Source organism: Phocaeicola sp. RTP21359st1_B8_RTP21360_211022, from assembly GCF_040911965.1.
GTDB lineage: Bacteria > Bacteroidota > Bacteroidia > Bacteroidales > Bacteroidaceae > Phocaeicola > Phocaeicola vulgatus.
Window position 1 is genome coordinate 90,844 of the sequence record NZ_JBDFXP010000001.1, and the last position, 14,505, is coordinate 105,348.

At 41.0% G+C, this 14,505-nt stretch carries 10 protein-coding genes; 3 read left to right on the forward strand and 7 right to left on the reverse strand.

Annotated features, from left to right (window positions below; translation table 11 throughout):
• Positions 1-8: 8 nt before the first annotated feature.
• Together AB5062_RS00345 and argS are read right to left on the reverse strand one after the other, a co-directional pair.
• Entirely contained in the window at positions 9-635 is a 627-nt protein-coding gene (locus AB5062_RS00345; protein ID WP_005844205.1) for a viroplasmin family protein, read from the reverse strand.
• Positions 636-2,456, reverse strand: coding sequence for an arginine--tRNA ligase (gene argS / locus AB5062_RS00350; RefSeq protein ID WP_005844203.1), 1,821 nt, complete (start codon positions 2,454-2,456; stop codon positions 636-638).
• A 609-nt stretch (positions 2,457-3,065) separates the two neighbouring features.
• Here argS and AB5062_RS00355 point away from each other — a divergent pair.
• Together AB5062_RS00355 and AB5062_RS00360 are read left to right on the forward strand one after the other, a co-directional pair.
• On the forward strand, positions 3,066-6,152 hold the full coding sequence (locus tag AB5062_RS00355; RefSeq protein WP_032952953.1) for a TonB-dependent receptor: 3,087 nt from the start codon (positions 3,066-3,068) through the stop codon (positions 6,150-6,152).
• A gap of 15 nt (positions 6,153-6,167) precedes the next feature.
• Positions 6,168-7,718: a RagB/SusD family nutrient uptake outer membrane protein gene (locus AB5062_RS00360; protein WP_032952952.1), complete on the forward strand. Its 1,551-nt coding sequence runs from the start codon at positions 6,168-6,170 to the stop codon at positions 7,716-7,718.
• Positions 7,719-8,005: 287 nt separating this feature from the next.
• On the opposite strand, the gene AB5062_RS00365 is transcribed toward AB5062_RS00360, so the two are convergent.
• Positions 8,006-9,268, reverse strand: coding sequence for a peptidase U32 family protein (locus AB5062_RS00365; protein ID WP_005844184.1), 1,263 nt, complete (start codon positions 9,266-9,268; stop codon positions 8,006-8,008).
• 150 nt (positions 9,269-9,418) lie between these two features.
• Between AB5062_RS00365 and dusB the strand changes: the two genes are divergently transcribed.
• Entirely contained in the window at positions 9,419-10,408 is a 990-nt protein-coding gene (dusB, locus tag AB5062_RS00370) for a tRNA dihydrouridine synthase DusB (protein ID WP_005844183.1), read from the forward strand.
• Positions 10,409-10,503: 95 nt separating this feature from the next.
• Here dusB and AB5062_RS00375 read toward each other — a convergent pair whose 3' ends face one another.
• The 4 genes from AB5062_RS00375 to AB5062_RS00390 all read right to left on the reverse strand — a co-directional run bounded on the left by AB5062_RS00375 (position 10,504) and on the right by AB5062_RS00390 (position 14,498).
• Positions 10,504-11,355: a head GIN domain-containing protein gene (locus tag AB5062_RS00375; RefSeq protein ID WP_005844181.1), complete on the reverse strand. Its 852-nt coding sequence runs from the start codon at positions 11,353-11,355 to the stop codon at positions 10,504-10,506.
• 176 nt (positions 11,356-11,531) lie between these two features.
• Complete coding sequence (locus tag AB5062_RS00380) at positions 11,532-12,509, reverse strand: phosphatase PAP2 family protein (protein ID WP_005844178.1); 978 nt, start codon at positions 12,507-12,509, stop codon at positions 11,532-11,534.
• Positions 12,500-13,546 (reverse strand): NAD(P)-dependent oxidoreductase, encoded by a 1,047-nt coding sequence (locus tag AB5062_RS00385; RefSeq protein WP_005844176.1) that lies wholly within the window; start codon positions 13,544-13,546, stop codon positions 12,500-12,502. The genes AB5062_RS00380 and AB5062_RS00385 overlap by 10 nt, the downstream gene beginning before the upstream one ends.
• Positions 13,547-13,556: 10 nt before the next feature.
• The gene (locus AB5062_RS00390) at positions 13,557-14,498 is read right to left on the reverse strand and encodes a cation diffusion facilitator family transporter (protein ID WP_005850066.1); all 942 of its coding nucleotides are present in this window, start codon (positions 14,496-14,498) and stop codon (positions 13,557-13,559) included.
• Between the last annotated feature and the right edge of the window lie 7 nt (positions 14,499-14,505).

The following is a 14,505-nucleotide window of genomic DNA, read 5'->3' on the forward strand; positions in this document are numbered from 1 at the left end:
GTTCTTTATTATTTCCGTCCGAAATCAGCCGGGACCTCTCCCCATCGGTCGGTTTCCCACTTCAATAAAGGTGTGGTATATTTATTTTCTTTCAGCCAAATTTCGGCCCGTTCTATCATTTGAAAAAGTTTCTCCGTCTGAGGAGTCCGCTCTAGTTTAGTTTTACATTTCTTCTGTTTCACCCAGCTCAACGCATTACGGCTGTCCGAGTAAACAGGCATACTGATATTCTTCTGCTTCATCAATGCCAAGGCATGGACAATGGCAAGAAACTCTCCAATATTATTCGTTCCATAAACAGGACCGAAATGAAAAACCTCCTGTCCCGTAAGCAAATAAACGCCCCGATATTCCATCGGTCCGGGATTTCCACTGCAAGCGGCATCCACAGCCAGGCAGTTCATATCAAAGTTCTCGGGAAGTTGTTTAGGAGTATCTTCTTTTTTAACAGCATTCTTGCCTATATAATGAAAAGCGGAAGAAGCCAAGGCGTGTTCCGCCTCCTCTTTGGTCTCGAATGACTTGTATTGTGCGCCATCATAACCTTTTATCTGTAGCTGGCAGTCAGTCCAGGAGTCATAAACTCCCGGATTGACACCTTTCCATACTACATAATATTTCTGTTTCTTTGCCATTTACATACGTTCAGGCACTTCAATACCCAGCAAGCCCATTGCTGTCTTCACAATCTTGCCCACATTGGCACTCAATGCCAGACGGAAGACTTTCAACGCTTCGTTTTCTTCACGCAGAATACTGAAATCATGATAGAACTGGTTGTATTCTTTCACCAAATCGTATGCATAGTTTGCTATAATGGAAGGATTATAGTCTGAGCCTGCCTGCTTGACAACCGATTTAAAATCAGCCAGCATCTGAATCAAACCTTCTTCTTTTGCGCTCAGTTCCAAACCCGCTGGAATGATTTCGGGAATAACGATACCTGCTTCAGCCGCTTTGCGTAATACAGACTGGATACGGGCATACGTATACTGAATGAAAGGTCCTGTATTGCCATTGAAATCTATCGATTCTTTCGGGTTGAAAGTCATATTCTTACGTGCGTCCACCTTCAGGATAAAATATTTCAAAGCACCCAAACCAACAATACGGGCAATATTGTCGGCTTCTTCTTGGGTCAGACCGTCCAATTTACCTAATTCAGCAGAAGTTTCCTTAGCAGTTTCAATCATTGCTTCCATCAAATCATCCGCATCCACTACTGTACCTTCACGACTTTTCATTTTGCCCTCGGGCAGCTCTACCATACCGTATGAGAAATGAACCAATCCTTTGCCCCATTCAAAACCCAATTTGTCGAGCAAGATAGAAAGTACCTGGAAATGATAGTTTTGTTCATTACCCACTACATAAATCATCTTGTTGATGGGGTAATCCTGAAAACGTAATTTGGCAGTACCGATATCCTGGGTCATATAAACAGAAGTACCGTCACCGCGAAGAAGCAACTTATGGTCCAGTCCTTCGGCAGTCAAATCAGCCCATACAGAGTTATCCTCTTTCCGGTAGAAGAAACCTTTTTCCAGTCCTTCCATCACTTTCTCCTTACCTTCCAGATAGGTATTCGATTCATAATAAATTTTATCGAAACTAACTCCCATCATCTTATACGTTTCATCGAATCCGGCATATACCCAGTCATTCATCTTCTTCCACAAGGCACGGATCTCAGGGTCATTCGCCTCCCACTTACGGAGCATCTCGCGAGCTTCCAGCATCAGAGGAGAGTTTGCCTCTGCCTTAGCCTTAGCTTCTTCTTCATTCAAGCCTTCAGCCTGGTACTGAGCTGTCAGTTCCTTTACCTCAGCCTTGTAATGCTTGTCAAAAGCTACATAATAGTCACCAATCAAATGGTCCCCCTTCTTACCCGATGATTCAGGTGTTTCACCGTTACCATATTTCAACCAGGCCAGCATGGACTTACAGATATGGATACCACGGTCATTCACAATATTGGTCTTGACCACCTTATTGCCATTTGCCGTCATGACATTTGCCAAGGCATTTCCCAACAGGTTGTTACGGACGTGACCCAGATGAAGCGGCTTGTTTGTATTGGGAGAAGAATACTCAATCATCACCAACGGAGAGTTTTCCGTAGCCTTTTCAATACCGTATTCGGGAGCAGCCTGAATAGAATTCAAAAGTTCAATCCAACAATCCGAAGCAATTGTCAAATTAAGAAAGCCCTTCACTGCATTGTAGGCTGAAACCAATTCGGGAGCATGCTCTTTCAGGTATCCGCCTATTTCCTGTGCGGTCTGTTCAGGCCCCTTCTTAGACATTTTCAGAAAAGGGAAAACAACCAAAGTAAGATGTCCTTCAAACTCTTTCTTAGTCTTTTGCAGTTGTACCATTTTTCCGGGTACATCCTGTCCGTACAACGTTTTGATAGCGCTGATAATGGACGTGGTGAGTTTTTCTTCTATATTCATAATATGTACGTACACTTATTTGTTATTGGATTGCAAAGATAGACATTTTAGGCGAAATCCTTCCTATCTTACCTTAATTTACTATATCTCCTCTCTGCAAACGATACTTTTCCGACTGAAAAACGAATAGCCCACAAACGAATAAACATACAACAAGCAATAAAATATGTCTAAAAAATATTTTTATTCATTTTGATATTCAAGTAGATTTACTGTTGAAATCAAATTAAACAAATCAACACACAGGAATGCGATAAACAAATAGATTTGATCTATCCGCCCAATATTTAAATAAGACAATTCCTATTTTAACTACGTTAATAAAATTCCGTATAGTTTTGACTTTCAACAGGTTCACCATGAAAAAAAATATTAAAATATATTATCCTATTTAAATCAAAATACATATATTTGCGATTGTTATTGAATATCACAATTATAAAATACACAAGCAAAAAGAGACCCTAATGAGGTTTGGATGGCCATAAAACCACTATTAGGAAATATGATAATGATAAAAAAGGTAGCATCACAATTTTAGAAAGAGAGTTCAATATATAATGCCTGAAAAATGGCAATGTACAAACCCCTAATAAAAGCCAAGTTTATATGAGCAGATTTTCTTCATTATTATGTAGCTTGCTATTCTGCATGATTACATATGCACAGGAAATTACAGTAACTGGTAAAGTCACCGCAGGAGGCGAAGAAATGCCTGGTGTCACAGTAGCTGTAAAAGGACAAACTCGCGGTACCATCACTTCTATCGATGGCAGCTACCAGATTCAGGTTAACGGCAATGAAAGCCTGATCTTCTCTTTTGTAGGTTACGAAACAGTAACTATACCGGTAAACAGACGCAAAGTGATTAACGTAGAATTAAAGGAAGCAGCCCAAATGGTAGATGAGGTAGTGATAACTGTTCCTTACGGTACTGCCAAAAAATCCACATTTACAGGGTCTGCAAGCTATATTGCCGCCGGTACTATTGAAAAAGCACAGGTCAGTAGTGTATCAAAAGCACTGCAAGGAACTGTAGCTGGTTTACAGTCTTTTTCCTCCAGCGGTCAACCCGGATCAGACGCAACTATCCTGATTCGTGGAGTTGGTTCTGTAAACGCTTCAACCAATCCCCTCTATGTGGTTGATGGTGTTCCTTACGATGGTGCTCTTTCCTCCATAGCATCTTCAGATATTGCGTCAATCACTGTATTGAAAGATGCAGCTTCCGCTGCATTGTATGGCTCACGTGCAGCAAACGGCGTAATTATGATCACCACCAAACAAGGAAATAAAGATAGCGCACCCACCGTTGAATTATCTGCCAAATATGGTTTTTCAAGCCGTGCACGGGCAGACTACGACCAGTTGAATACAAACCAATATTATGAATTATATTGGGAAGCCATGCGTAACTATCGTATGGACAACGGTTACTCTGCCGAAGAAGCTGCTGTATGGGCATCAAGCAATGTTACAGGCAATCTAGGCATCAATCCTTATGGCAGTGCTTATCCTGAACCAATCGGCCATGACGGAAAACTGGTAGCAGGCGCCAAACCATTATGGGACGACAGCTGGGACGACGCCCTTTCACAAGATGCGCACTATACAGATTTAAATGTACGCGTAAGTGGTGGTAGCAAAACCTCCAAGTACTTTGTTTCAGCAGGTTACATGGATGACCAAGGTGCTTATATCTGCTCTGGTTTCAAACGCTATACTCTCCGCGCCAACGTGACTTCAGATATCCGCAAATGGTTACAGATCGGATTGAATGTATCAGGAACTCATTCTGTTCAAGACTATCCCAAGCAAGATGACTCAACAATCTCCAATGTGGTCATGTTTGCCCGTTCATTACCATCATTCTATCCAGTGTATCAACGTGACTTGACAACTGGAGCATATTTATTGGACGAAAATGGTAACCGTATGTTCGATTATGGTGAGTATCGCCCTAACTCGTATGCAAAATATAATCTGCTGGCTTCCATGCCACACGATAAAAGCGAGATAAAACGCGATGCTGCTTCTTTACGTGGCTTTATCCAAATAACTCCTATCGAAGGACTTTCTTACAAAATGTCTTTGAATATTGACTATAACAACAAAACAAATCATGACTACACCAATCCTACTTACGGTACAGGTTCTATCAGTGGTGGCAGCGTAAGCAAATACAACTACCGCACTACAGGCATGACTTTTAATAATGTCATTAATTATCAACACACGTTCAATGATGTACATGATATCCGTATGATGGCCGGTCAGGAGTACTATGAATATAACACTTCCAATTTCGGCGGAAGCCGCAGCAAAGTCATCATGGATGGATTTTATGAGCCCGACGCAGCTTCCTCTTTAGGTGATTTTGGCGGAAACAGCGACCAATACAAGCTGTTAAGCTTCTTTGGAAGTGCTGAATACTCGTACAATCAAAAATACTTCTTATCGGCTTCTGTCCGTTCTGACGGTTCTTCCCGTTTCCATCCGGATCATCGTTGGGGTACTTTCTGGTCAGTAGGCGCATCTTGGAAAATCATGCAGGAAGAGTTTATGAAGGACACATCAGACTGGCTATCTAATTTATCATTGCGTGCCAGCTACGGAGCGCAAGGCAATGACCAGGTAGGTTATTATGCGTATCAGGCGCTCTATTCCATACGTAATAACCTCGGTGAATCCGGTTTGCACGCTTATCGTCTGGCAACTCCTAATTTATCATGGGAAACCAATCTAAATACTAATATCGGCTTGGATTTTGGTTTCTGGAACAATCGTCTAAATGGTACAATAGAATATTTTGAACGTCGTTCCAAAGATTTATTATTCTCTAAAGACTTAGTTCCATCTTCAGGTTTCTCAAGTATGGACGAAAATATTGGTGCCATCAAAAATTATGGATGGGAATTCCAAATCTCAGGATATCCTATCATGACTAAAGATTGGAAATGGAAACTTTCTTTTAATGCTACTACCTATAAAAACAAAATAACCTCATTACCTGCCGAAGAAATGTGGAGTGGCAACAAGAAATGGGTAAAAGGAGGATCGTTATATGACTTCTATTTAGTAGAATGGGCTGGTGTCAATCCTGAAAATGGTAATCCTATGTGGTATCGTTACAATACCAACGGAGAAAAAGTAACCACAGAAGACTATTCATCAACCACACCGGACGACAAAGTAAAATGTGGCAATTCACTACCAGACTGGACTGGCGGTCTTCAATCAGATCTTTCATTCAAAGATTTTACATTATCATTCTTATTCTCTTATTCCATTGGTGGTAAAATCTATAATGGGGATAAAGTTTCATTGATGAGCCAAGGACCTACAGGTACCAGTTGGAGCGTAGATATGTTAGACCGTTGGACTCCTGAAAATCCCTATACCGATGTACCGCGTCTGACTACTTCTCCCAAAAGCTCATGGACAAACTCTTCAAACCGGTTCTTAGTTGACCGTTCATACTTACGTCTGAAGAATATTACATTCTCTTACAATCTGCCGAAGTCATTGCTGAACACATTGACACTGAAAGATGCAAGCATATTTTTTCAAGCAGAAAATATGCTGACATTAGCCAAACAACAAGGTCTAGACCCAGAGCAAACTTTCGGAGGCTCTACTTACTATCGCTATCCGGCAATGAAAACTATTTCATTCGGTATCAATGTGAAACTTTAATACAGAAAGAAGAATATGAAAACTATTTTTAAATATATATTTTCAGTCGCACTGGGAAGTATAATGCTCACTTCCTGCGATTTGGATACAATTCCTACAACTTATGTAGATGCCGGTTCTGTTTTCGGTAAAACAGGAGATGCCGAAAAAGTACTTAATGGTGGTTGGAACTACCTGATGGAAACTTTCAATTCCTACGCCAACCCTGGCTATGGAGCAATGTTACGTGCAAATGATGCAATGGGTTCTGACGTAGTACTAAACACCAAATATGGTTTTAGAGCACACAATGAATTTACCGCTATTTATGGAAAAGGGGGCACAAACACCCTAAGCTGGCTTTTAGCATACCGTGTTATTAATGACTGCAATGGTATATTAGATAATATTGACGCTGCTGAAGGTACACAAATTGACAGAAATCGAATCAAGGGACAAGCGTTAGCCTTACGTGGTTTTCTATATTTACATCTAGCTTCTTGTTATTCTTTTGCCATTGATAAAGATCCAGATGCTGTATGTGCACCTATCTATACACAATCAACAGATGAAACAATTGCAGCTGAAGGAAAACCTGCATCAAGTGTCAGTGAAGTATATGCGCAATCTATCAATGACTTGGAAGAAGCATTAGAACTTATTCCCGAAACTTATGTACGTGACGCCAAACACAAAATTGACAATGAAGTTGTCCTAGGTATTCTCTCACGTGCCTGTCTTTATGCTCGTCAATGGGAGAAAGCTAAAACTTACTCAGACAAATTGTTAGCTAAAAACAATTATCTAATGACCGAGAGTGAATATAAAGCCGGATTCAATTCTGTAGACAATAAAGAATGGATTTGGGGGCATGCTCAAACCAACGATCAAAGTAATGCCAGTTATCAGTTTCATTATTTAGATACTACAACTAAAGGATCATACTATTATAGCTTCAATGTAGACCCTTACTTCCGTGATTTGTTCGAAGATGGTGATTATCGTAAAGAAATGCTGTTCTGGGCTACAGATCCGGGAGCTGACGTTGAATCAGCAGCCTATGTATGGATGCGTAACTCTAAATTCAGATTCCGCGATATCGAAAACCAACTTGGTGATATCGTATTGATGCGCGTTGCCGAAATTTATTTGATAAATGCAGAGGCAAAGGCACATCTGAATGACCCAGATGCTATTAACAAATTAAATGATTTAAAAACAGCCAGAGGAGCAAAAACCATTAATACAAATCTTTCACAACAAGACCTATTGGAAACAATTTGGTTAGAACGCCGTAAAGAATTATGGGGTGAAGGATTCAGTTTGATAGACATTATCCGCAACCAACAGGCTGTAGTTCGAAAAGCATATCCCGAAGGTCCCATTGACTATATTTACACTGATGAAAACGGACAAACTCACACCCTGAAGAAAAAGACTCAAGGACATCGTTTCTTCAATTTCCCCGATAAAAGTGCATTCTGTCCAAACAGTAAATATTATTTGTACCGAATTACGGATTCGGAAGAGCTGGCGAACAAAAACCTTTACAAGGATCATCCTAAACTCTCAATTTATACCAAATAACAGCAAACTCTAACAAAGTAAAAACCCGTAGCAAAATGAACTGTTACGGGTTTTTTATTGTTCTCAAACAAATCAAAAGAGAGTATTCATTAATAAATTTATAGTTCCAAAGGATAACTCAAAATAGATTAATGAAACAGCTTTATAATAATCTGTATCATCATGATATCCTACCCTTTCTTACTTTATTCATTGCTACATAAAATAAGAAAAGGGAGCTTCTCTTCGGATTTTAATCATAAGAGATTTAAATTTCAATATCTCTTTAGAAACACATTCTTTCTGTTTTATTTCTTCTTCAAATCCTCAGGAGAAACCAACTTATAAAGCTTGTCACTAGGACGTACCTTATCGGGTACTTTAAAGGATACATGTTGACCTTTTCTTACCACATCCACCGGTTTCAAATCCACACGCGCCTCATCCAACGTCAGAAATACTGCTCCTGTAGTAGGTCCTGTGATCAGAAGCTTATCCCCTACTTTCATCTCAGCAGCTTCCACCAGAAACTCTGCAACGCCAATATTAGAAAAGTACTTGATTCCCTTACCCACATACACCTTACGCTCAGTAGCCTCCGAACCATAGTTCTTACTCCATTCACCCAAACGCTGTCCTAAATAATACCCATTCCAGAATCCCCGATTGAATACGGTCTTCAGCCGTTCATCCCAAGCCTGCTTCTTCTCCTCGGTAAAAGTGCCCTCCAGATAAGAACAAATAGCTTCTTTGTAACATTCCACCACGGTACGTACATACTCAGGTCCTCGGGCACGCCCTTCGATCTTGAAGACACGCACGCCAGCCTCTATCATCTCATCCATAAAATGAATAGTTTTCAAATCTTTAGGAGACATGATGTATTTATTGTCCACCTCCAGTTCAATATCACTCTCTTTATCCTTCACATCGTATGCACGGCGACATATCTGCATACAAGCCCCCCGGTTAGCAGAAGCATTCATCTCATGCAAACTGAGATAACACTTGCCCGACACTGCCATACAGAGTGCCCCGTGGCAGAACATCTCAATACGGACCAATTCTCCATTCGGACCTTTAATTTGTTCCTTCTGGATAGTATCATAAATCACCCGCACCTGCTTCAAATTCAATTCACGTGCCAATACCACTACATCGGCAAAGCGAGCATAAAATTTCAACGCTCCGGCATTACTGATATTTAATTGGGTGGAAAGGTGTACTTCCTGCCCCACCTCGCAACAATAAGCCATTACCGCCACATCCGCAGCAATCACGGCACTGATGCCTGCCTCCTTAGCCGCATCCACAATGGTACGCATCAAAGCAATATCTTCATCATAAATAATGGTATTGATCGTAAGATAGCTCTTGATGCCATGTTTATCACAGATCTGTGCTATCTCGCGTAAATCATTGACAGTAAATGTACTGGCAGAACGTGCACGCATATTCAGACTCTCAATTCCGAAGTAAATAGAATCCGCACCTGCCTGTATGGCTGCCGCCAGCGACTCACGTGAACCTACAGGAGCCATTATTTCAAAGTCTTTTATAGAAGCTTTCATTATTCTTTTGATTAATATATGTGCAAAGGTAGGCTTTTTTCCGTATTTTTGCAGCCTGATTTCACCACAGATTACACAGATTCACACAGATTATAAATTAATACTCAAATGAATCTGACTTTTCTGTAACCCAAAGATAAACATACAACAATGAAGATTAGAAATATAGACCTGGGCAGATACCCTATTTTCCTGGCTCCGATGGAAGATGTAACAGACCCCGCTTTTCGCCTGATGTGCAAGAAGTTCGGTGCTGATATGGTATATACCGAATTTGTATCGGCAGATGCATTGATACGCTCGGTAGGTAAAACGATGCAGAAGCTGAATATCAACGATGAGGAACGCCCCGTAGCCATCCAGATTTACGGCAGAGACACGGAAACAATGGTAGAAGCGGCGAAAATAGTGGAAGAGGCGCATCCTGACATCCTGGATATTAATTTTGGCTGTCCTGTAAAACGCGTTGCCGGTAAAGGAGCCGGTGCAGGTATGCTGCAAAATATCCCGCTGATGTTGGAAATTACCCGTGCTGTTGTGGACACTGTAAAAATTCCCGTTACTGTAAAAACACGTCTAGGCTGGGACAATGAGCATAAAATTATAGTAGATTTGGCAGAACAATTACAAGATTGCGGCATTGAAGCACTGACCATTCATGGACGCACCCGTGCACAAATGTACACTGGTGAAGCGGACTGGAGTTTAATAGGTGAAGTAAAAAAGAATCCCCGTATGCATATACCTATCATTGGAAACGGGGATATAACTACGCCACAACGTGCCAAAGAGTGTTTTGACCAGTATGGAGTAGACGCTATTATGATTGGCCGAGCCAGCTTTGGACGCCCGTGGATATTCAAGGAAGTAAAACATTATATAGAAACCGGTAAGGAACTCCCTGCCCTTTCTTTTGAGTGGCGGCTGAATGTACTCCGTCAGGAAGTGTTGGACAGTGTGAATCTGCTTGACGAACGCCGCGGTATTCTTCATGTACGCCGCCATCTGGCTGCTTCTCCCTTATTTAAAGGCATCCCCAACTTTAAAGAGACACGTATCGCCATGCTCCGTGCCGAAACCGTGAAAGAACTTTTCAGTATCTTGGATTATATCAGGGGGAATTACGGAATGAATTCTTAATGCTACAATGTGCTAATATGCTAATGTGCCAATTGCCATGCGGAATACAGCACAGCCAATTGGCACATTAATATATTGTAGCATTAACACATTATCTATTCCATTTTACGCAAACCTCTTTTGGGAGAGAAATCAATATCTTTAGGATTGCCTTTATAAGCCACCTCACCACTACTGGATGCTTTCGCAGTCAGCGAACCGGTCACATAACATTCCACATCACCAGAGGAACTGGCACTGGCAGTTACATTGACCGCCTTCATACCTTTTGCCTTTACATCCCCACTACTACTGGCTCTGTAAGAAGCGTTCTCACAAATACCTGCCAAAATCACATCTCCGGAAGAGCTGGCATCAGCAGATACATCAGCAGCGTTCAGATTCTTGACAGATACATCACCCGAACTACTGGCATCAGCAGAGAAATTCGTACAAGATACCTTTTCCAGAATCACATCACCCGAACTATTAGCGGTAGCCGCAAAATCATCACAAGAAATAGTGCTTCCTGTTACATCACCGCTACTGCTAGCCTTAACAGTAACTTTCCCACTCGTTTTCAGTCCATTCTTTATAATAATATCACCGGAACTGGAAGCTTTCAAGCTGTTCACAGCCGGAGCAGAAACTCTTACTTCCTTTTTATGTTTTCCGTTTATTGAAAAATTGTTTCTTGGTGATTTAAAACCAACCTTAAGTACTCCACCCTCTACACGGACATCAATATAGTCCACCAAATTGTCCGGAGCATATATTTCCACATCCTGTCCACCGGAACTTTGAGTATAGATTACATCCACCGAAGAACTGGTAGAGATAGCATTAAAACTACCCACATTCACTTTTTTGGTAACATAGTTCTTACTAGGAGTTATTCTCTCTGCACATGCTGTGGCAGACACTAACATAAGGGTCACCGCCATTAAAGTTGATACTAATTTTCTCATACTATTTTTGTTTTATTCATTAGACGTTATTTCTATGCCAAACGTTGCAACGTTTAGCCATTATTTTTAAAGCAATATTCATGCCAGCAACATTTATCACTGAAAATCAACAAGGTATAAACAAAACAGGGTGTCCGAAAATGGACACCCTGTACGCTTTTATATACTTTTTAAAACTATTTCAGCACAAGTTGGAAGACTACAGAAGCAAACCAACGCTTATACATATAAGTAGCCACAATATAAATACATACCGCCGAAATCCAGCCGGCAATAACATCCACCAAATAATGCGCCTGAATATAGACCGTAGCACAGCATAGAAGTACGTAGAACGGTGCCAAGAAATAACATAGTTTCTTATTAACGCGATAGGCCATAATCATCACAATGGTAGATATACCGACATGCGAACTAGGAAAAGCAGCAGTAGGGCGTTCCCCCACTTCCTGTGAGGCCTCTACCAAATTAAAGAAGAAACCATGATCAAAACCGGGACCGGGCAGCAGAATATCATTATTATTGAAATAATCACCGATAGCAGGGAAATGCTGCGCCATCACATTGTCCATTCCGATAGCAGGGAAATAGAATTGCGGACCGGCAACCGGAACCAATATATAAATAAGATAATAGATAAAAAACGAAGTGACCAGCACAAAAGAAACCTTTTCAAACCACTCAAAACGAAACAAGAAATAATAAATAGTCACAATCCCAATCATTGGATAATAAGCGAAATACCCCATATTAAATGGTTCACTGAACCACATGGAAGGAAAATGTTCACTAAATTCTACCGAAGGCTGGCAACGGAACAAAAACTGCTCCGCCGAAGCGAAGAAGTTATCCAGATTGGGAAAAAGACGATTAAATTCAAAGGTATCGGGATACCAATACGCTAAAAATGCCATCTGCACAGCCATTCGTATAAATGCCGTAAGTTTACACGGATACTTGCGATACAAATATATTAATGCAAACGTAATGGCCACAATGCCTGCACGCTCCAAAAGCATAATTACAGGGTGGTCCATACGAGGAAATAATATTAAAACCATTATGGTCGTGAGGGCATTATATATCAGACTAATGCTCTCAACGGCAAACAATCCTTTCACACTGTCTACCCGTTTGAATAAATTTAAAGCCATCCTTCTTTCTTATACCATGCAATGATTTCCTTTACTCCCTTGTCTAAAGGGTACTCAGGACGATATCCCAGTTCTTCCACCAAGGGTGAAATATCGCATTGCCAATTACGTTGTTTCATTATTTTATATTTGTCAGCATTCAGCGTACTTACCTTTCCCAGGCAACGCGCTGAAAATTCAGCGAGCAAAGATACAACTTTTAAAATAAATAATGGGCATTTAATGTGTATAACCCACGGATTACCAAGTTCTTTTTGTATCAAATCAGAAAAAGTACGGCTGGAATAGACATTTCCGTCACTAACAAAATAGGCGCGCTGCCGCACTCCATGTTCTATTGCCAAATAAACAGCTTGTACCAAATCCCTCACATAAATAAAAGTAAGATCCTGTCTTTTAAAACCAGGAGCAAAGTCTATATGCTGCTTGATAGACTTCGCCATCAGAAAATAATCGCGTTCACGAGGACCATAAACTCCAGTAGGACGGAAAATCACTGTCGGAAAATCATTCAATGATTGCAGGTAATGTTCCGACTTTAGCTTACTGACCCCATATGCCGTATTGGGCATTGCCGTATCACGCTCACTGATGGGTGCATAATTATCTTCATGAATAGGACCGAAAATACTAAGTGAACTGATATAGACAAATTGCCGGGGAACCATGTCCAAGGTTCTCAAAGCTTCTACAAAATTACGGGTATAGACATAATTGCCTTTGTCAAATTCGTCCTTATGGCGGCATTTAGTTACACCGGCACAATGAATGATATAATCCCATCCCCCATGCAATTGTTTATGAACAGCCAATTGCTCCGTCAATCTTCCGGGATGAGCAAAATCCAATTCGGCAAATTGAATGCGAGGATCTTTCAAATAGGTACGGCTACTGCTTTTACGTACACCAGCCCATACCTGCATCTCTCTCTCCAATCCTCCTTCCACCAGGAAACTGCCAATAAATCCGCTTGCTCCGGTTACCAATACTTTCTTTAAGCAGCAAGTGTTCTTTTGTGCAAATTCTTCGTTATTCATTCTTCGTATGTTATTTCACCGGTTCCACATGAATACCCACATGAGTATCCTCTCCAAACTTTTCTTTCAATCTATGTTCAATACCAGTTGCCGTCTCGTGCGCTTTATGCAGAGAAATGTTCCCATCCATGCGTATATGAATCTCTATAGCATAATTGTTTCCGATGCGCCGCGTGCGTAAATGATGCGGTTCGCTGACTCCATCAAAAGATAACACAATCCCCTCTATCTCACGTTCCACACTATCCGGCAAAGACTTTTCCAGCAATTCATCTAGGCAAGGAACCAGCAGCCTGATGGAAACCCGCATAATAAAGAAACTGACTGTCACAGCGGCAATAGGATCGAGTACCGCCCAATGAGGACCAAGTAAAATCGCTCCGCCAATACCGGCAGCCGTACCAATGGATGATAATGCATCACTCCTATGATGCCACGCATTCGCCACAACAGCCTGTGAGTGGCATCTTTTCCCCACTCTGACTGTATATTGATAAAGTATTTCCTTCAACAGAATAGAAATAATGGCAGCAACCAATGCCAACATTCCCGGTTGACGAAGTTCCCCACCTCGTAGGAAAACCAATATATCTGTTGCTCCATTCCACAATATTCCAAATCCTACCCCCAATAATGCCATACCAATGAAAGCAGTAGCCAATGTTTCATATTTCCCATGACCATAATCATGGCTCTTGTCCACTGGTTTATTGGATATACGTACAAAAAGAATCACTACTACGTCCGTAATGAAGTCAGATAGAGAATGAACTGCATCTGCCAACATAGCAGCACTATGCCCTGCAATTCCGGCAAGGAATTTAAAAATAACCAGCAAGAAATTAACGAAACTCCCCACTAATGTAACTCTATAAATTTCTTTTTCCCTGATTTTCTTATCAAGTTCAGTCATAACAATTGTTTTAGAACGGACAAAGATAGCACGTTTCATTTAGATT

Bases quoted from the DNA above. Each gene is read 5' to 3' on its own strand.
- AB5062_RS00345 (WP_005844205.1), bottom strand. From the start codon at position 635: ATGGCAAAGAAACAGAAATATTATGTAGTATGGAAAGGTGTCAATCCG.
- argS (WP_005844203.1), bottom strand. From the start codon at position 2,456: ATGAATATAGAAGAAAAACTCACCACGTCCATTATCAGCGCTATCAAA.
- AB5062_RS00355 (WP_032952953.1), top strand. From the start codon at position 3,066: ATGAGCAGATTTTCTTCATTATTATGTAGCTTGCTATTCTGCATGATT.
- AB5062_RS00360 (WP_032952952.1), top strand. From the start codon at position 6,168: ATGAAAACTATTTTTAAATATATATTTTCAGTCGCACTGGGAAGTATA.
- AB5062_RS00365 (WP_005844184.1), bottom strand. From the start codon at position 9,268: ATGAAAGCTTCTATAAAAGACTTTGAAATAATGGCTCCTGTAGGTTCA.
- dusB (WP_005844183.1), top strand. From the start codon at position 9,419: ATGAAGATTAGAAATATAGACCTGGGCAGATACCCTATTTTCCTGGCT.
- AB5062_RS00375 (WP_005844181.1), bottom strand. From the start codon at position 11,355: ATGAGAAAATTAGTATCAACTTTAATGGCGGTGACCCTTATGTTAGTG.
- AB5062_RS00380 (WP_005844178.1), bottom strand. From the start codon at position 12,509: ATGGCTTTAAATTTATTCAAACGGGTAGACAGTGTGAAAGGATTGTTT.
- AB5062_RS00385 (WP_005844176.1), bottom strand. From the start codon at position 13,546: ATGAATAACGAAGAATTTGCACAAAAGAACACTTGCTGCTTAAAGAAA.
- AB5062_RS00390 (WP_005850066.1), bottom strand. From the start codon at position 14,498: ATGAAACGTGCTATCTTTGTCCGTTCTAAAACAATTGTTATGACTGAA.